Here is a 16,808-nt window from a genome sequence, read left to right on the forward strand (position 1 = left end):
ATACGCCAGCGGAAAAACCGTGAAAATCGGCGATCGGAATCGCAAAAGAAGGTAAGCTTCGGCCGTTGTTTCCGAAGCTTCCGAGAGCCCGTTCCGGCTGCATGCACGCCTACGTCTACAAGAGCCAGCGCAAGGCCGATACTTACGTCTATCTCGCCGCCCGCGATGATTTCGCGGTGCTGCCCGAACCCCTGCGCAGCCAGCTGGGGCCGTTGAGCTTCGTGCTGGATGTGGCGCTGACGCCGGATCGCAAGCTGGCGCGCGAGGATGCTGCGGCGGTGCGGGCCAATCTCGCCAGTCGTGGGTTCCATCTGCAGTTCCCGCCGACGCTCGGGCAGGACCCGATAACGGAGGATTGGGGGACCGATGCCTGAACCATCGCGTCCGACGCCATCGCGCCCGAACCGGCGATCGATGATCGCGCTCGCATTGGGCGTGGGACTGGCGTTGCTGACCGGATTCGGCGGCGTGCTGGCGGTGCTGGGCGGGTGGCTGGCGCAACCGGTGCTGGCGCTGGCGCTGCGCTGGTGGCGCGGCGAGGCGCGTGAAGACGCCAAGAAAACGCTCGATACCGTGGCGCTGCGCCAGGATCTGTTGGCATTGGGCCTGTTGTGGGGCGGGACGCTGCTGGCGACCGCCGCCTTGGTGGTGTGGCCGCTGACGGCGCTGCGCGAGAGCGGCAGCCTGGGTGCCGTGCTCGGGCTGAGCGCCGTGGTCGGTCTCGGCGTGGTCGGCCTGTGGCGGACCTGGCCACTGTGGCGGGCCGTGGAGCGTGAAGGCGGCAGCCTGGCGCAACGTTGGCACCAGTTCGGCGAAAGCGATGCCAGCGGCTGGCAGGGTGTCGCGGCCGCGGCGTGCGTGGCGGTGGTGCTGACGCTGGTGCTGGTGCTGGCCTGGCCGGACTTGCTGCCGCAGGGCGCGCGCTGGGGCCTGGCTGTGCTCGCCGCGATCGCCTGGCCACTGCTGCATGGCGCCTTGCAGCGCTTCGCGGCACCGGCGGCGCTGTCGTTGCCCGTGATCGAGATGCCCGGCGTCATCGCCGCGGCCGCGCCGGAAATCGACGGCGATCCAACCACACTCCTGTTCGATGCCGCGCGCCGAGGCCGCGTCGATCGCGCGCTCGAACTGCTCGATGCCGGCGCCGATGCCTTCGCGCTCCCGCCCACGGACGAGCGCGACCAGCGCAACCTGCCGGTGCTGGCGGCGGTGCTGCCGGACCTGCGCCTGCTGCGCGGCTTGATCGCGCAGGGCGTCGATCTCAACGCCGCGCATGCCGGCATGACGCCGCTGCTGGCCGCCACCCGCGACAGCTGGCACGGCCGCCCCGAGGCGGTGATGACCCTGCTCGCCAACGGCGCCGATCCGCGCGCGCGCGATGCCGACGGCAACACGCCGCTGCACCATGCCGCGCGCAGTTCCGATCCCGGCGTGGCGGCGCTGTTGCGCGATGCCGCGGCGGAGATGACGGCGCTGAACAACGACGGCCTGACGCCGCTCGGCGTCGCCTGCGCGGCCGGCAACTGGCGGCTGGCGCGTTTCCTTCTGGAGCGCGGCGCCTATCCCGAGCCGGAAGACGCCACGCCGGCTTTGCTCGCCGCATCAGGCGGCGACGAGGACGACTGCGCCGGCGTCACCCTGCTGCTGAAGAACAAGGCCAAGGTGAACGTGCGCAGCCGCGACGGCCGCAGCGCCCTGCACGAGGCCGCCTTCGCCGGCCATGCCGAGATCGCCGCGGCCCTGATCGACGCCGGCGCCGACGTGCAGGCGCGCGATGCGGCCGGACGCACACCGCTGCTCGAAGCCGCGCGCGGCGGGCGCCTGTCCACGTTCGAGGCCTTGGTGGCGGCACGCGCCGACATCCATGCGCTCGACAACGAACAACACGATGCGTTGCAGCTGGCCAGCCGCGCCGAGATCGTGTCCTCGTCGCTGGTGCGGCGCCTGCTCGAACTCGGTGCCGATGCCACGCGCACCGATGCCGACGGCAAGCGCGCCATCGACCATGCCGCGAGCGCCGGCCGCTGGACGCTGGTGGCGGTGCTCGATCCCGACTATCCGCTACCCTCGGCGGTCGCCGCCGAAGCCGGTGACGAGCTGTTGACCGGCCGGTCACCGCCGGATCGCGCGCCACTCTCGCTGCTGCGCGACGCCTTGCGCGAGCAGCGCTTCGAAGGTCACGAACGCTTGTTGTCGCTGCTGTCGCCAACCGAACTCGGCGGCCTGCTTGTCGATGCCGAGGCGCCGTTGTCGATTCCGCGCATCGAATGGTTGCTTGCGCAGGGCGCCGATCCCGAGGCGCGCGATGCGCATGGCGACACGCCGGCGTTCACGCTGCTCGCGCAGGGACCGGCCGCGGTGCCGGCATTGCAGGTGTTGCTGCGTGCCGGCGCTTCTCCGGCCGGCAGCGGTGGACTCGCGCGCTTCCTCGATGCCTGCGCCGCCGGCGATCAGGCCGGTCGCGGGCTGGAGCAATTCGCGCTAGAACTGCTCGAACGCGGTGCCGATCCGCATACGGTCTCGAAGACCGGCAGCCCGCCGCTGTCGCTGGCGGTGCGTCTGGGCTGGTCGCGCTTGCTCGAACGTCTCGTCGCGCACGGCGTCGACCTCGACGCGCGCGATGCCCACGGCATGACCGCGCTGCACCTGTGCGCTGCCCTGGCGCGCGAGCCGGCGCTAAAGATCCTGATCTCGCACGGCGCCTCGCCCGACATGCGCGCCGCCGACGGACAGACGCCGCTCGGCGTCGCGCTCTCCGGCGGTCATCGCGAACTGTCCGACTGGCTCGACTGGCGCGGCTGGCCGCTGCCCAAGCGCGCGCTGCGCGACACCGATCTGCCGTCGGCGGCGATCGTCGGCGACGCCGATGCCGTGCGCCGCCTGCTCGATCTCGGCTTCGCCGTGGATACGCCCGACGTGCAGGGCTGCACCGCGCTGCTGCGTGCGGCCGGCGGCGGTCATGGCGCGGTCGTCGATCTGCTGCTCGCACGCGGCGCCGATCCGCGGCAGGCCGCGAAGACCGGCGCCACGCCGTTGTCGGCGGCGGTGAGCATGCGCCAGGGCGAGATCGTCGAACGCCTGATCAAGGCCGGCGCGCAACTCGAACAGCGTTTGCCGGGCGAAGTCACCGTGCTGATGCTGGCGGCCGCATTCGGTCTGCCCGATCTGTGCGCGCGCCTGCTCACGCATGGCGCCGACATCCACGCCGTCGACGCGCAAGGCCTGACGCCGCTGCACTGCGCCGCGCTGTACGGCTTCACCGCGCGCGATCGTCCGCGCCTGCTCGCCCTGTTCGACACGCTGCTGCTGGCCGGCGCCGAACCCGATGCCGCCGCCGCGGGCGGTGTCACGCCGCTGCTGCTGCTGCTCGGTGCGCGCGCCGAGCCCGGCACCGCCTGCGACGAAGATGTGGTGATGTCGGCGCTCGACCATCTGCTCGACGAGGAAGTCCTGCTCGACGCGCAGGACCCGCGCGGCTTCGGCCCGCTGCATCTGGCCGCGTTGCACGGTCTGCTGCGCGTCACCCAGCGCCTGCTGCGCGCCGGTTGCAATCCGGATCTGCGCGACGCCCTCAACCGCCCGCCGCGCGAGATCGCAGTGATGCGCGGCTTCGTCGACGTCGCCGCGCAGTTCGCGCCGATGCAGACGGGGGTGTCAATGGCGCGGTTTCTGAGGGATCAGGCGGGGTGATTTGAACCGTTCTCCTCCGTAAGTGTGCGAGGGTAGGTAGTTCCGTAAGTGTTAGAGCCCAGCTTTCTCAGTTAATGAGACAAAAATGCGGTTCTGTAACCATGCGTCAATCCGACGCATGCTGAGCCACGCTCATGTACTTCAAACTTTATAAGGATACTGGCGGCTATTGGCGCTGGACGTTGTACTCCGCTAACAACAGGAAGATCGCCGATTCTGGCGAGGGTTATCACAATAAGTCGGACGCGGAGGCCGGGATCAACCTGGTTAAATCCACCGGGTATTCCACCCCAGTCAAAGAGTAGGCCTCACCTATTTTTTGGGCGGGCGCTGGCTCGCCCCTCTTTCTTCAGTCGCGCTATGCTCAGTATTAACAATTCATTCAAACCAAAGTGCCTCGTGACTCGGATTACTTCAGGTGTTAGGCGGCAAATAAGCATCGAACTTCGATGAAGATAACGATCGAACTTGACGGGGCATGGCGATCCCGCGCCACTGGCGTCGTACGACGCATGGCCCATGCTTCCATTCGTGGATTGTCGGGCTCGGTGTCTTGGCACTCCTTTGCTATTTCGCGTATGCGGTAGATGCGGCTAAGCAAAAACGCGTCAAAGAGAGAGCAATGGATGTTGTGCGCGAGGCCAATGCGGAAAAACCTGCAACCGGTAAACGAACGCGCAAGCAGTCATGGGAGTACGGTGAAGCCGAGGAGCGTATCGGGGAGCGGATGTTGCTTGGTCTTCCATCCGAGCCGCTGCCTCAAAAAAAAGACTACTGAAACGGCAAGTGATCGATAATCGGCAGCCCGGGTGGTCGGCTGCCACTTCACGGCGCGATTTAACTCAGATGTTAGGTGCCCAATGAAGCCTATGCAGTTCCGGATTGAGTATATGTCAGTGCTGCGAGGCATGGGTTATGTTATTGCTCGACAAATGACGTATGAGGAGTTTTCTCTTCCCGAGAGTCCCGGCCTTGGAGGCGTTCCAATCAAGTGCCTTCTGTCACAGCCGAGATCATTAAGGGCTGATGGCGCTTTAGATTTTACAGTCTTTGCTTTCCAGTTAGCGTTGTCGACAGACTCCGCCAAGCTATCGGTAGGCCAACTCGTTGAACTCTCCGGTGAGTGCGCCTAACAATTAATTCAAGATGAAGCCACTTGGCGGCTCGGACTTAATTCAGGCGTTACCCATCAATGAAAACGCCCCGTACTCTTTTGATGCTTCTCCTGGCAAGTGGGTGCGCCGGATGCGATCCAATTTCCAAAATAAACGTGGCAATTGACAGTTCAACAACCAAAGGGATGGATTGCGCGATACAGGCGTTACACGCAGAAGGTCTGAACACAGGCGATGTCGAGAACACGCAAGATGTGACGGTGCAGGCCGGAAGTATCTACATGGGGCTCCATGCACGGCAAGGCGGATACGACATTTACACGTCTAGGGTCGGTAGTCCACATACATGTACCGAGATTGAGCGGTTTTCTCCTTACATGAGGCGAGCCGTTAAAGCTGTTTCCACGCAATGCTCCGGGCCAACACCTCCAATAATCAAAGTTAAGCTCCCAACCGAGGGATGCGGAGTTCGTGTTGATGGCTAACAATCCGTTCAAACCGACATCGCTCCGCAGTGTGGCTCAATTCAAGCGTTAGCCACCCGCCCATGAACCGATCGGACGCCGCCGTAGGTGCGGAACTCGCCACAAAAGAGGCTCAGCTGCTGGAAGCCGGCGAGATGCTCGCGTATCGGCATCGCGACTACTGCGGTATGGGACTGCGTTACGCGGAGGGTCGCTTCATCTGTGGCGAGGTGGATGATTGATTCTTGCGATCATGTGCTCGACGAGGAAGTCGAGCTCGACGCGCAGGACCCGCGCGGCTTCGTCGATGTCGCCGCGCAGTTTGCGCTGATGCAGACAGGTGTGTCGATGGTGCGGTTCCTGCGGGATCAAGCCGGCTGAGACATCGCACGGAGAACTTCCAACGACCCCTCTCCCGCTTGTGGGAGAGGGGCGGAAGGATTGCTTGATTTCAAGCGAGAATCACAATGCGCACGAATGACAATGAATTCCTGCGGTTTGTCTTTGAACAGCTCTCGGCGCTGCCCGATCTGAGCGCAGCGGATTTCTTCGGTGGCACCGGCATCAAGGCCGGCACGGCGATGTTCGCCATGATCATGGACGGCACGCTCTACTTCGCCACCGATGAAGCCTCGCGCCAAGAGTACGTCGCGTTCGGGAGCCGACGCTTCTCGTACCGCACGAAATCGCGCCTCGTCGAGACGAAATTCTTCGAAGTGCCGGCAGAAGTTCTCGATGATCGCGAACGGCTGGCCGAATTCGCCAAATGCGCGATCGCCGTGGTACAGGCGACCTCGCATGCGCGCACGCGAGGTCGCCGCAAGCAGGAGGGCTGAACCCGCCGTCCGGGGGCTATTTGGCCGTTTCCTGCTGCGTGGGCGGGTTCTCCGTATCCGCCTCGAACAGCTGCATCAGCTCGGCCCGTGCTTCGCGGCCGGTCTGTCGCAGCGCTTCATCGTCGTCGTAGACCAGGTGCTGGTCCCGCAGCACCTTCTCGTCGTGGACGCGGAAGCGCTGCACGTGATCGGCGGCCATTTCCGGGGACATGCCCAGTGCCGTCATCACCTGCTCGCCCATCTCGAGACTGGAACCGAACATCTCGCGGAAGACCGTCGCCCCGAGGTCCATCAGCCGCCACGCATGACGACGGTCGCGCGCACGCGCGAACACCTTGGCGTTGGGATACATGCGCCGGACCAGCCGCACGGCCTTGGTGTTGGTGTCGGCATCGTCGATCGCCATTACGAACACCTTGATGCGGTCGCCGCCGGCGGCGCGGAGCAGGTCGGGACGCGTCGGATCGCCGTAGTACAGCTCCACGCCGAAGCTGCGCAGCGTGTCGATGGTTTCCAGGTCGTTTTCCAGCGCCACGATCGGAATGCGCTGTGCCACCAGCAAGCGCGCGACGATCTGGCCGAAGCGGCCCATGCCGGCGATCAACACCTTCGGCCGTTCGATCTCGATCTTGTCGAACTCGCGCTTGGGTTTCTCCTCGCGCCGTCCCGGAAAATCCTTCAGCAAGCGCGTCAGGCCGATCAGCAGCAGCGGTGTCAGCGCCATCGACACGCCGACGATCGCCACCAACCGATCGTGCACCGCATTGTCGAGCAGGCCGACGCGCAGCGCTTCGCGGAACACCACGAAGGCGAACTCACCGCCCAGCCACAGCACGCCGCCGAGCATGAGCGCGCTGCGCCCCGGCAGGCGTCCAGGCCACAGCTTGCCGACCAGGAACAGGATCGCGAACTTCACGATCAGCAACGCCAGCACGCCGCCGGCGATCAGCTGCGGCTCCTGGATGATGCGGTCCAGATCGATGCCCATGCCGACGGCGATGAAGAACAGGCCGAGCAGCAGGCCCTCGAACGGCTGGATCTGCGATTCCAGTTCGTGGCGGAACTCCGAATCGGCCAGCAGCACGCCGGCGATGAAGGCGCCCAGGCCGGCGCTCAGGCCGGCTTCCTGCATGAACCAGGCCGACCCCAATACCGCGAACAGCGCCGTGGCCGTGAACACTTCCGGCATGCGCGTGCGCGCGACCACGCGGAACACCCAGCGCAGCAGATAACGTCCGCCGATCACCACCAGGATCAGAGCGCCGATCGCCTTGCCGGCCACATCCCAGGTGAGCGTCTCGGCATTGGCGCCGCCGAGCAGTGGGATCGCGGCCAGCAGCGGGATCGCGACGAGGTCCTGGAACAGCAGGATCGCGAAGGCCAGCCGTCCGTAATCGGCGGACAGTTCCTTGCGTTCGCCGAGCAGTTGCAGGCCCACCGCGGTCGAGGACAGCGCCAGGCCCATGCCGATCACCAGCGCCGGCTTCCAGTGCTGGCCGCTGGCCAGCGCGATCGCGCCCAGCACCGCCGCCGTGAGCACCACCTGCAGGCCGCCCGAATAGAACACCGGCTTGCGCATCACCCGCAGCCGCGGCATCGACAGTTCCAGGCCGATCACGAACAGCAGCATCACCACGCCGATCTCGGAGGCGTTGAGGATGCGCGCGGTATCGCTGACCACGCCGATCCCATCCGGCCCCAGCACCACGCCCGCGGCCAGATAGGCCAGCACCGCGCCGAGACCGAAACGCTTGAACACCGGCACGGCGACCACGCCGGCCAGCAGGAATACCAACGCCAGTTCCAGACCACTACCGTGCATGCGCACCTCCGCCGGGGATTATGCCTGTCCGCGCAAGGGGGCCGAGGTGACCGCCGGGCTGTCGTCCTGCCCGGGAACGGGGAGTCGGGCGATGCGCCCTCATGCTGAAAATCCTGCCAAGATGGTGCTCGAGCGCATGGTGTGAGTATCGGAATCGGGGGAAGGAATGACCAGGAATCGGTGGTGGGGGCTTTGCCTGTTGTTCATGGCGTTCATGGCCGTTGCCGGCGTCAGCCGCAAGGAAGTGTTGCAGCAGATGGAATTGAGTCTGCTGGTCACCGGTTCGGTCGACATCGAGCCGGACGGCCATGTCAGTGCCTACGTGGTCGATCAGCCGGAAAAACTGCCCGGTGGCGTTCGGGAGTTGATCGCCAAGAACGTGCCGAAGTGGCGCTTCGAGCCGATCCTGGTCGATGGCAAGGCGGTTTCGGCGCGCGCCAAGATGAGCTTGCACGTCGTAGCCAAGCGTGTCGACGATGATCGCTTCGACGCCACGATCGACGCCGCCAATTTCGGCACGGGAGAACAGGTGCCTGGCGTGGACCTCACCGTGAAGGAGATGAAGCCGCCGAAGTATCCGAAGTGGGCGGTGATGAATGGCTTCAAGGGAACGGTGTATCTGGTATTGCGCGTAGATCGGCAGGGCGCCGTCGAGGATGTCGTGGTCGAGCAGGTCAACCTGCGGACGGCCGGTACGCCGAAGCAGATGGAACTGGGCCGCAACCATCTTTCCCGCGCTGCGCTGGACGCCGCGAAGGCATGGACCTTCGTGCCGCCGACCAAGGGCGAGAATGCCAAGCAAGAGTCCTGGTCGATCCGCGTGCCCGTTGACTACTCCCTGGAGGGCGAAGACCGGACGCAGAAATACGGCCGGTGGCAAGCCTATATCCCGGGCCCGAGACAGGGAATTCCCTGGGATACGGGCGAGGACGGCAACGCTTCCAGTCCGGATGCCCTGGCTGACGGCGATATCTACATGATCGGTGCCGGCCCGCGGCTTTTGACGCCGCTCGGGCAGGGGTGATTTCCGCTTCTGCGGAACACGAGCACACGGTATGAACGTGATCCTGCGGGATCTGGAGAAGGGTGAGGAGTTTCGGGAAATGAAAAGATTATGGTTCGGTGTCTGCCTGATGGTACTGGCGAGCGTTGTGATGGCGGGCGGCACTCGGCTCGCGATGCGCAAGTTGGCCGAGTCCAGCACGCAGGTCACCGGAACGATTCACATCGCTCCCGACGGCAGCGTGCACGACTATGCGCTGGACAAGTCCGAACGGCTTTCGCCCGGAATCAGGAAGCTGATTGCTGACAACGTGCCGAATTGGCGCTTCCAGATGCCGCAGGAGGCAGAGCCGTCGACCGACAGGCAGTTCGAAATGAGCCTGTTGCTCACGGCCAGGAAAAACCCGGATGCGGACAGCTATTCGCTGCGGATCCGCGCCGCCAACTTCCGGGACAAACTGCAGCCGGCCGACGAAAGGATCACGGCAACACTGTTCTCGCCACCGAAATATCCACCCGCGGCGGTTCGCATGAATATCCAGGGAACCGTGTATGTGGTGCTGCGCATCGACAGGCAGGGCAAGGTGCGTGATGCGTTCGCCGAACAGGTCAACCTCACCGTGCTCGGCACCGAGAACGAAATGAACAAGGCGCGGGGCATGCTCGCGCAGAGTGCGCTGGAGGCTGCCCGCGGCTGGACGTTCAAGGTTCCGACGAAGGGCGAGGGCGCGCACGCCGAGCTGCCGACGTTGCGGATGCCCATCAGCTACCACCTGTCTTCGAACCCGGAAGAGGCCAAGGACAAGGACGGATACGGAAAATGGGAAACCTACATTCCCGGTCCGAGGATGCGGGCGCCATGGGTGGCGGAAGATCTGGGCGCCCCGGATGCCCTGCTCGCGAATCAGGTTTATGACCTGAGCAGTCGGACTCCGCGCTTGCTGACGTCACTGGACCAGGGCTGAAAACGACGCGCCGACATCGGATCGTCATGGCGGGTGGGTCGGGAAAGGAAGGGTGGGGCGTGAGAGTGCCCGCATTCCATCTTTGGGAAGGATGCAAGAACCAAGGAGAGGTCGATATGAACAAGCGAAAGTGGGCCGCCCTGGCCCTGGCATTGACGATTGGTCTCGCGAATGCCGCCGAACCGGTGGCTTTCGACACCACCGTGAAGATAACCGTGGACAGCACCGGCACGCCGACCGCGGTGCAGGCGGTTCCGGAATTGCCGGAACTGGTGCGGGTGCAGATCGAAAGGGCAGTGTCCGCATGGCGCTTCGCACCTCCCAGCCTGGATGGCGCGGCGGTGACGGGCACCACCTACGTGCAGTTGGGCGCCTGCGCGATGCCGACGGCCGATGGCGGCATGAACCTGTCGGTGGCTTACAGGAGCAACGGGCCGGAGGCATTAGGCAAGGAGGTGCCCAGGTTCCCAACCCAGAATCGCCAGGCCCTGCTCGAGAATAAAGCCGAATTCCTGGTCGAATACACCGTCGGCAAGGACGGCAAGGCAACGCTGGAAGACATCAAGAAGACCACGGGCAGCGCGAAAGCGTTGGGAATTTTCGCGCCCACGCTGCGCGAGTGGGTGACACGGCTGCGCTTCAAGCCAGAAGAACTAGCGGGTGCGCCAATCAGCACGCGGATGCGCACGCCGGTGTCCTTCTCCTCTACAGAGTCCAGGCTGGCACCCTCACCCGAGGTACTGCGACGACAGGAGCAGGAGAAGAAAATGATGTCCCCGGAATGCATCGCTGCCGCCGGCAGGCAGCCGGCGACGGGCCTGGAGTCGTATGCGATCAATTCGCCGTTGAAGTTCCTGGGCCCGGGCTAAGCGATTGATATCGCAGCGGGAGACATGTCAGCGGCTATGCGCTCGACAGGACGGGGCGTCGTCTAAAAAGCCGTTGAATCGACCGTCGGGAATGTTCATGCCGTTTTGACCAGCCAAGAGATACATATGAACATCTGATGTCGGCATTTCAACAATTGCCAAACGGGGACGAATGAGGAAACCGGACAAGGCAGGTTTGTTAAATACAAGCTTGCCGGCGTGGTTTCGAAGATAGGGAGGTATTGTGTACAAGCATATATTTCTTCTGCTGTTGTTGTTCTACTCAAGCGGCGCAATTGCTAGTGGTTGCAAGGAACTGCCTAGGCAGTCCAGATATTCGACTAGCACGGTGCTGCTATCCGACACGCAAAACCCAAGTCCCGGACAGCAAATAAAGTTAACTGCGAGCATATCCACAGGGAATTTCTTTGCCGTTGAGTGTATTTATCCGCAGACGGATATTGGCGGCTACGTCAAATTTTATCTTGGCGACAATGTTGTCGAAAGCGTGAGGATCACTTCATGGAATACGCCGCCGGAATTTTTGTTTAGCTTCAACCCATGCGGCGGGTCCGGGTGCTCCGATTTCTCATATTTTGGCGCAAATGAAGCATTGATCTCCATTTATTACACGGTTCCTTTGAGTCAGAATCCTCTGACCTTCAGGGCGCAGTTCTCCGGGGATGATTATTTTTCTGGTGAATCATGGTCAGGCCCGGTGGAAATTAACCCCGGCCCTCCAAAGCCTCCTGCACCGTCGCCCCCGACATCGTCGCCAGTAATTGGGCATACCTATACGATCTCCTGGCTTCCTGTCGCAAATGCCGAAACCTACAGTCTGGATCGTATTGATCAGTACGGGGAGCGGCAGGCGATGATCTACTATGGGCCAAGCACCAGCTGGACGGAGGTCAACATGGCCTCTGGCGTATATCGCTATACGGTTATGGCTTGCCCCTCAAGCGGCGATTGCAGCGCGCCATCGGCTGAAAGCGCACCTGTTGTTGTCGCTCCGGACATTACGCCGATTATTACTCCATACATCACTCGATAGCCCGACAAGTCATTTGCTGTCGTTTCAACTCAATTATGAGGAGTGTCTTAGATGAGAAATTTAATTCTCGCGGTGATCATTATGGTCTCAGCGGTATTTCCCGCGCATGCAGGAACTGATACTGGCAGGGTGACGAGAATTTATGTGCATGGCAGTGACCAGGTCAGTTTCAGGATCGAAGGATCTTGCAAGCAAACGTATTACTGGTCTTTTGCGCTCACCGGCGAAATTGGGAAGGCCTGGTATGCTCAATTGCTCTCGGCAGCCGTTAATAAACTGCCGGTGCGAGTGCAATATGTAGGTACTTGCAACAATACCGAAGACACCACAATTAGCTACATTTATCAGGATTTTTAACTGAAGCGCTCGTATAGAGCAGCCAAGAAAAGCCTCTCCATCGCTACAGCTTCGGAAGCCAAGGTGGTGCGGTCAGCGCGTGGCAGGCGATGCTGGAATCTCGTGTAAAACAAAAACGCCCCGCATCATGCGGGGCGTTTTTGTTGAAGCCGTGTGGAACCTCAGCGCTTCATCGACTGGAAGAACTCGTCATTCGACTTGGTGGTCTTCATCTTGTCGAGCAGGAATTCCATCGCCGCGATTTCGTCCATCGGATGCAGCAGCTTGCGCAGGATCCAGATCTTCTGCAGCAGGTCCGGCTCGATCAGCAGGTCCTCGCGGCGGGTGCCGGACTGGTTGACGTTGATCGCCGGGTACACGCGCTTCTCGGTGATGCGGCGGTCCAGATGGATTTCCGAGTTGCCGGTGCCCTTGAACTCTTCGTAGATCACCTTGTCCATCGCGCTGCCGGTGTCGACCAGGGCGGTGGCGATGATCGTCAGCGAGCCGCCTTCCTCGACGTTACGGGCCGCGCCGAAGAAGCGCTTCGGGCGGTGCATGGCGTTGGAGTCGACACCGCCGGTGAGCACCTTGCCGGAAGAAGGCACGACGTTGTTGTAGGCGCGGGCCAGGCGGGTGATGGAGTCGAGCAGGATGACGACATCCTTCTTGTGCTCGACCAGGCGCTTGGCGCGTTCGATCACCATCTCGGCGACCTGCACGTGGCGCGCGGCCGGCTCGTCGAAGGTGGAGGAGACCACTTCGCCGCGCACGGTGCGCTGCATTTCGGTCACTTCCTCGGGGCGCTCGTCCACCAGCAGCACGATCAGGTGCACGTCGGGGTGGTTGCTGGTGATGGCGGTGGCAACCTGCTGCATCATCATCGTCTTACCGGCTTTCGGCGGCGAGACGATCAGCGCGCGCTGGCCTTTGCCCTGCGGGGCCATCAGGTCGAGGATGCGGCCGGTGATGTCCTCGGTGGAGCCATCGCCGCGTTCGAGCTTGAAGCGCTTGCGCGGGAACAGCGGGGTGAGGTTCTCGAACAGCACTTTGCCGCGGCTGGCTTCCAGCGGTTCGCCGTTGATGGTGTCGACGATGGCCAGGGCGAAGTAGCGCTCGCCGTCCTTCGGCCAGCGGATGCGGCCGGAGAGATGGTCGCCGGTACGCAGGTTGAAGCGGCGGATCTGGCTGGGCGAGATGTAGGTGTCGTCCGGGCCGGCCAGGTAGCTGGCCTCGGCCGAGCGCAGGAAGCCGTAGCCGTCGGGCAGGATTTCCAGCACGCCGTCGGCGGCGACGCCCTCGCCGTGGCGGGTGAGCACCTTCAGCAGGGCGAAGATGACATCCTGCTTGCGGGCGCGGGCCACGCCTTCGTGGATGTTGAGCTGTTCGGCGATGTCGAGCAGCTTCTGCGCCGGCATGCGCTTGAGGTCGCCGAGCGAGTACAGCGGGAAGCCTTCGGGGATGTTCGGCGGCGGCAGGCGCTGCGCCTGGTCGTTGTTGCCGTCTTCGCGGGGCAGGCCGTCTTCACGGTAGCCGCGGTTGTTGTTGCGGTCGCGGCGATTGCGGAAGCGGTCGCGGCGGTTGTGGCGGTTGCCGAAGTCGTTGCCCTGCTGCTGCGAGCGCTGCTCGCCGCCGTCCTGGCCGTTGCCATTGTTGGGGTTGCCGCCGCCGTTGCTGAAGGACTCAGAAGAAGCGGCGGGCGCTTCGGCGTGCTGGGCGGGAGGCGGTGGGGGCGGCGCCGGCGGTGGCGCGGTCTGGGCCGGAGGCGGTGGAGCGAGAGGGAGTGGCGCGGTTTCGGGCGCGTCGGCCGTGGTTTTGGCGGCCTTGGTGGTGCGCACGGTTTTGCGCACGCGCTTCACGGCGGTATCGCCGGAATCGGAAGTTTTGTTGGACAAGTGCGAATTCCTCGCTAGCTGCGAGCGTCCGCAGAAGGCGGACGGGATGTGGAAAGAGGAGGCTTCGAGATGGGTGCGGCGTGTGGATCGCGGTGGGCCGCGCCGATTGAACCGCCGGTTATGAGAAAACTAGCACCGACCAGACACGTCGGCAAGCGCCGGGTGTGTGATGGTTCATCGAAGCCTGTGGTCAGGGCTGACGGGGAGGGCGCCAGGCCACGATTCGGAGATGGGGGCAATGCCCCGGAAATCAAGCATTTCGCGCGCGCCAGCGGGTGTTGCGCCGGCGCGCCGGGGCGCTCAGAGCGCCTTGTCGATCATTTGCGCGAGCTGCGCCTTGCCGACCGCGCCGATCTGGGTGGCCTGGACCTGGCCGTCCTTGAACAGCAGCAGCATGGGGATCGAGCGCACGTGGTACTTCATCGCGGTGCCGCGATTCTGGTCGACGTTGACCTTGGCGATGCGGACCTTGCCGTCGTAGGTCTCGGCCAGCTCGTCCAGGGCGGGGGCGATCATCTTGCACGGACCGCACCATTCGGCCCAGAAATCGACCAGCACGGGCTCGGACGACTGCAGCACGGCTGTGTCGAAATCGGCGTCGGTGGCGTGGATGATCTTGTCGCTCACTGCAATCTCCTGGTCAATCAAGGGGATATAAATCACATGGCGCCGCGTGGCGGTACCGGTTAACTGTTAAACTGGGGTAAGGCGCGACCGTTTCAAGAGTCATTTCAAGAGCGAGCGGCCGAACCAAGGAGGGCGGTTCCGAAGCCGTGGCCGAACATTCGGCCGGCGCAGCCAGTCTGCGCGGCGGCCGCCATCCACGCAAGCGCATCGATGCGCACACTGCATTCTTCATGAGCGACAAACCTCTTACCGATATCACTTTTTCCGCGTTCGATCTGCACCCGGCCTTGCTGGCGGGGCTCGACGCTGCGGGGTTCACCCGCTGTACGCCGATCCAGGCGTTGACCTTGCCTGTGGCCTTGCCTGGACGCGACGTCGCCGGCCAGGCGCAGACCGGCACCGGCAAGACCCTGGCCTTCCTGATCACGGTCATCAACCGCCTGCTGTCGCGTCCGGCCCTGGCCGAACGCAAGCCCGAGGACCCGCGCGCGCTGATCCTGGCGCCGACCCGCGAACTGGCGATCCAGATCCACAAGGATGCGATGAAGTTCGCCTCCGACCTGGGCCTGAAGTTCGCCCTGGTCTATGGCGGCGTCGATTACGACAAGCAGCGCGCGCTGTTGCAGGCCGGGGCCGACGTCATCATCGCCACGCCCGGCCGCCTGATCGACTACGTCAAGCAGCACAAGGTGGTCTCGCTGCACGCCTGCGAGATCTGCGTGCTGGACGAGGCCGACCGCATGTTCGACCTCGGCTTCATCAAGGACATCCGCTTCCTGCTGCGCCGCATGCCGGCGCGCACCGAGCGGCAGACGCTGCTGTACTCGGCCACGCTCAGCCATCGCGTGCTGGAATTGGCCTACGAGCACATGAACGAGCCCGAGAAGCTCGTGGTCGAGACCGAGACCGTCACCGCCGCGCGCGTCAGGCAGAAGCTGTACTACCCCGCGGACGAGGAAAAGCTGCCGCTGCTGCTCGGCCTGCTGTCGCGCAGCGAGGGCGCGCGCACGATGGTGTTCGTCAACACCAAGGCCTTCGTGGAGCGTGTCGCGCGTGCGCTGGAGCGGGCGGGTTACCGCGTCGCCGTGCTGTCGGGCGACGTGCCGCAGAAGAAGCGCGAAACGCTGCTGAAGCGGTTCCAGGCCGGCCAGCTCGAAATCCTGGTCGCCACCGACGTCGCCGCGCGCGGTCTGCACATCGACGGCGTCAGCCACGTCTACAACTACGATCTGCCGTTCGACGCGGAGGACTATGTCCACCGCATCGGCCGTACCGCGCGCCTGGGCGCCGAGGGCGATGCGATCAGTTTCGCCTGCGAGCGTTATGCGATGGGCTTGCCGGACATCGAGGCGTACATCGAGCAGAAGATTCCCTCCGAGCCGGTGACGCCGGACCTGCTGACCGCGCTGCCGCGCAAGCCGCGTGAAGGCGGCGACGTGCAGATCGAGGACGAGGAGGAAAGCATCGGCGAGATCTTCAAGGAGGCGCGCGAGCAGCGTGCTGCCGACGAGGCACGCCGGGGCGGAGGTTCGCGTGGACGCGGAGGGCATGGTGCCGGCGGTGGTGCTGGTCGCTCGCGCTCTGGAGAAGCACGTTCCGGAGCCGGTGGCGGCGAAGGCCGGCGCGAACGCGAACCGCGTCCGCCGCGCAAGCCGGAAGACGCGCCGCGTCCGCAGGTGGCGAATGCTGCGAGCGCTCCGGCCGTGGTGGAAGGGGAGGAACGCGCACCGCGCAAGCGTCGCCGCCGTCGCGGCGGACGCCGTGTCGAAGGTGGCGAGGCCGTGGCACAGAACACCGTGCCGGCGCAGGGCACGCAGACCGCGTCGGTTCGCGCGCCCCAGCAGGTCAAGCCGAGCAAGCCCGCGACCGCGTCGTCCGAACCCGCGCCGTCGTTGCTGTCCCGCATCGGCCGCGGCCTGAAGAAGCTGGTCACCCGCGCGCCGCGGACACAGCACTAGATTTTCCCTTCTCCCTCCGGGAGATCGAAGCCGCTTCAAGCGGCTGAGGGGCGCGAAGCGCCGGATGAGGGCGGGGAGAGTCATTGCCCTGGGAGCGCTCCATGGCGCATCCACTTCCCCACCCTCATCCGCCCTTCGGGCACCTTCTCCCTGAGGGAGAAGGGTAAAAGGCTTCAGG

General features: G+C 64.0%; 16 protein-coding genes. 13 read left to right on the top strand and 3 right to left on the bottom strand.

Going from position 1 to position 16,808, the window contains the following annotated elements:
* Window positions 1-101: 101 nt before the first annotated feature.
* The 7 genes from LG367_RS02405 to LG367_RS02435 all read left to right on the top strand — a co-directional run bounded on the left by LG367_RS02405 (window position 102) and on the right by LG367_RS02435 (window position 6,102).
* A complete protein-coding gene (locus tag LG367_RS02405) occupies window positions 102-374 on the top strand; it encodes a YcgL domain-containing protein (protein ID WP_226467612.1) in 273 nt (90 codons plus the stop codon).
* Window positions 367-3,687 carry an ankyrin repeat domain-containing protein gene (locus LG367_RS02410; RefSeq protein ID WP_226467613.1) on the top strand — a complete coding sequence of 1,107 codons (3,321 nt, stop codon included), beginning with the start codon at window positions 367-369 and terminating at the stop codon, window positions 3,685-3,687. The genes LG367_RS02405 and LG367_RS02410 overlap by 8 nt, the downstream gene beginning before the upstream one ends.
* A 134-nt stretch (window positions 3,688-3,821) precedes the next feature.
* A complete protein-coding gene (locus LG367_RS02415; RefSeq protein WP_226467614.1) occupies window positions 3,822-3,992 on the top strand; it encodes a YegP family protein in 171 nt (56 codons plus the stop codon).
* 173 nt (window positions 3,993-4,165) lie between these two features.
* Window positions 4,166-4,465, top strand: a complete 300-nt coding sequence (locus LG367_RS02420; protein WP_226467615.1) for a hypothetical protein — start codon at window positions 4,166-4,168, stop codon at window positions 4,463-4,465.
* 884 nt (window positions 4,466-5,349) lie between these two features.
* A complete protein-coding gene (locus LG367_RS02425; RefSeq protein ID WP_226467616.1) occupies window positions 5,350-5,508 on the top strand; it encodes a hypothetical protein in 159 nt (52 codons plus the stop codon).
* Window positions 5,501-5,647 carry a hypothetical protein gene (locus tag LG367_RS02430; protein WP_226467617.1) on the top strand — a complete coding sequence of 49 codons (147 nt, stop codon included), beginning with the start codon at window positions 5,501-5,503 and terminating at the stop codon, window positions 5,645-5,647. Before LG367_RS02425 ends, LG367_RS02430 begins: the two co-directional genes overlap by 8 nt.
* Before the next feature lie 86 nt (window positions 5,648-5,733).
* The gene (locus tag LG367_RS02435; RefSeq protein ID WP_226467618.1) at window positions 5,734-6,102 is read left to right on the top strand and encodes a TfoX/Sxy family protein; all 369 of its coding nucleotides are present in this window, start codon (window positions 5,734-5,736) and stop codon (window positions 6,100-6,102) included.
* A gap of 16 nt (window positions 6,103-6,118) precedes the next feature.
* Here the strand turns inward: LG367_RS02435 and LG367_RS02440 are convergent, their stop codons facing one another.
* Window positions 6,119-7,924 carry a monovalent cation:proton antiporter-2 (CPA2) family protein gene (locus LG367_RS02440; protein ID WP_226467619.1) on the bottom strand — a complete coding sequence of 602 codons (1,806 nt, stop codon included), beginning with the start codon at window positions 7,922-7,924 and terminating at the stop codon, window positions 6,119-6,121.
* 166 nt (window positions 7,925-8,090) lie between these two features.
* On the opposite strand from LG367_RS02440, the gene LG367_RS02445 reads away from it, so the two are divergent.
* From LG367_RS02445 to LG367_RS02465, 5 genes are all read left to right on the top strand, one after another.
* Window positions 8,091-8,948 (top strand): energy transducer TonB, encoded by an 858-nt coding sequence (locus LG367_RS02445; protein WP_226467620.1) that lies wholly within the window; start codon window positions 8,091-8,093, stop codon window positions 8,946-8,948.
* A 31-nt stretch (window positions 8,949-8,979) separates the two neighbouring features.
* The gene (locus LG367_RS02450) at window positions 8,980-9,891 is read left to right on the top strand and encodes an energy transducer TonB (protein ID WP_226467621.1); all 912 of its coding nucleotides are present in this window, start codon (window positions 8,980-8,982) and stop codon (window positions 9,889-9,891) included.
* A gap of 116 nt (window positions 9,892-10,007) precedes the next feature.
* Window positions 10,008-10,760 (top strand): energy transducer TonB, encoded by a 753-nt coding sequence (locus LG367_RS02455; RefSeq protein WP_226467622.1) that lies wholly within the window; start codon window positions 10,008-10,010, stop codon window positions 10,758-10,760.
* 244 nt (window positions 10,761-11,004) lie between these two features.
* Window positions 11,005-11,814 carry a hypothetical protein gene (locus tag LG367_RS02460; protein ID WP_226467623.1) on the top strand — a complete coding sequence of 270 codons (810 nt, stop codon included), beginning with the start codon at window positions 11,005-11,007 and terminating at the stop codon, window positions 11,812-11,814.
* Between the two features lie 51 nt (window positions 11,815-11,865).
* Window positions 11,866-12,171: a hypothetical protein gene (locus LG367_RS02465; protein WP_226467624.1), complete on the top strand. Its 306-nt coding sequence runs from the start codon at window positions 11,866-11,868 to the stop codon at window positions 12,169-12,171.
* 161 nt (window positions 12,172-12,332) lie between these two features.
* On the opposite strand, the gene rho is transcribed toward LG367_RS02465, so the two are convergent.
* Window positions 12,333-14,045 carry a transcription termination factor Rho gene (gene rho, locus LG367_RS02470; RefSeq protein ID WP_226467625.1) on the bottom strand — a complete coding sequence of 571 codons (1,713 nt, stop codon included), beginning with the start codon at window positions 14,043-14,045 and terminating at the stop codon, window positions 12,333-12,335.
* 300 nt (window positions 14,046-14,345) lie between these two features.
* Window positions 14,346-14,672: a thioredoxin TrxA gene (gene trxA / locus LG367_RS02475; RefSeq protein WP_226467626.1), complete on the bottom strand. Its 327-nt coding sequence runs from the start codon at window positions 14,670-14,672 to the stop codon at window positions 14,346-14,348.
* A 230-nt stretch (window positions 14,673-14,902) separates the two neighbouring features.
* Here trxA and rhlB point away from each other — a divergent pair, with 230 nt between their 5' ends.
* Window positions 14,903-16,630: an ATP-dependent RNA helicase RhlB gene (gene rhlB, locus LG367_RS02480; RefSeq protein ID WP_226467962.1), complete on the top strand. Its 1,728-nt coding sequence runs from the start codon at window positions 14,903-14,905 to the stop codon at window positions 16,628-16,630.
* Window positions 16,631-16,808: the final 178 nt, after the last annotated feature.

This window comes from Luteimonas panaciterrae (genome assembly GCF_020511115.1).
Taxonomy (GTDB): domain Bacteria; phylum Pseudomonadota; class Gammaproteobacteria; order Xanthomonadales; family Xanthomonadaceae; genus Luteimonas; species Luteimonas panaciterrae.

Bases quoted from the DNA above. Each gene is read 5' to 3' on its own strand.
- LG367_RS02440 (WP_226467619.1), bottom strand. From the start codon at position 7,924: ATGCACGGTAGTGGTCTGGAACTGGCGTTGGTATTCCTGCTGGCCGGC.
- rhlB (WP_226467962.1), top strand. From the start codon at position 14,903: ATGAGCGACAAACCTCTTACCGATATCACTTTTTCCGCGTTCGATCTG.
- LG367_RS02420 (WP_226467615.1), top strand. From the start codon at position 4,166: ATGGCGATCCCGCGCCACTGGCGTCGTACGACGCATGGCCCATGCTTC.
- LG367_RS02435 (WP_226467618.1), top strand. From the start codon at position 5,734: ATGCGCACGAATGACAATGAATTCCTGCGGTTTGTCTTTGAACAGCTC.
- LG367_RS02425 (WP_226467616.1), top strand. From the start codon at position 5,350: ATGAACCGATCGGACGCCGCCGTAGGTGCGGAACTCGCCACAAAAGAG.
- LG367_RS02405 (WP_226467612.1), top strand. From the start codon at position 102: ATGCACGCCTACGTCTACAAGAGCCAGCGCAAGGCCGATACTTACGTC.
- LG367_RS02450 (WP_226467621.1), top strand. From the start codon at position 8,980: ATGAACGTGATCCTGCGGGATCTGGAGAAGGGTGAGGAGTTTCGGGAA.
- LG367_RS02410 (WP_226467613.1), top strand. From the start codon at position 367: ATGCCTGAACCATCGCGTCCGACGCCATCGCGCCCGAACCGGCGATCG.
- LG367_RS02430 (WP_226467617.1), top strand. From the start codon at position 5,501: ATGATTGATTCTTGCGATCATGTGCTCGACGAGGAAGTCGAGCTCGAC.
- LG367_RS02415 (WP_226467614.1), top strand. From the start codon at position 3,822: ATGTACTTCAAACTTTATAAGGATACTGGCGGCTATTGGCGCTGGACG.
- LG367_RS02465 (WP_226467624.1), top strand. From the start codon at position 11,866: ATGAGAAATTTAATTCTCGCGGTGATCATTATGGTCTCAGCGGTATTT.
- LG367_RS02455 (WP_226467622.1), top strand. From the start codon at position 10,008: ATGAACAAGCGAAAGTGGGCCGCCCTGGCCCTGGCATTGACGATTGGT.
- LG367_RS02445 (WP_226467620.1), top strand. From the start codon at position 8,091: ATGACCAGGAATCGGTGGTGGGGGCTTTGCCTGTTGTTCATGGCGTTC.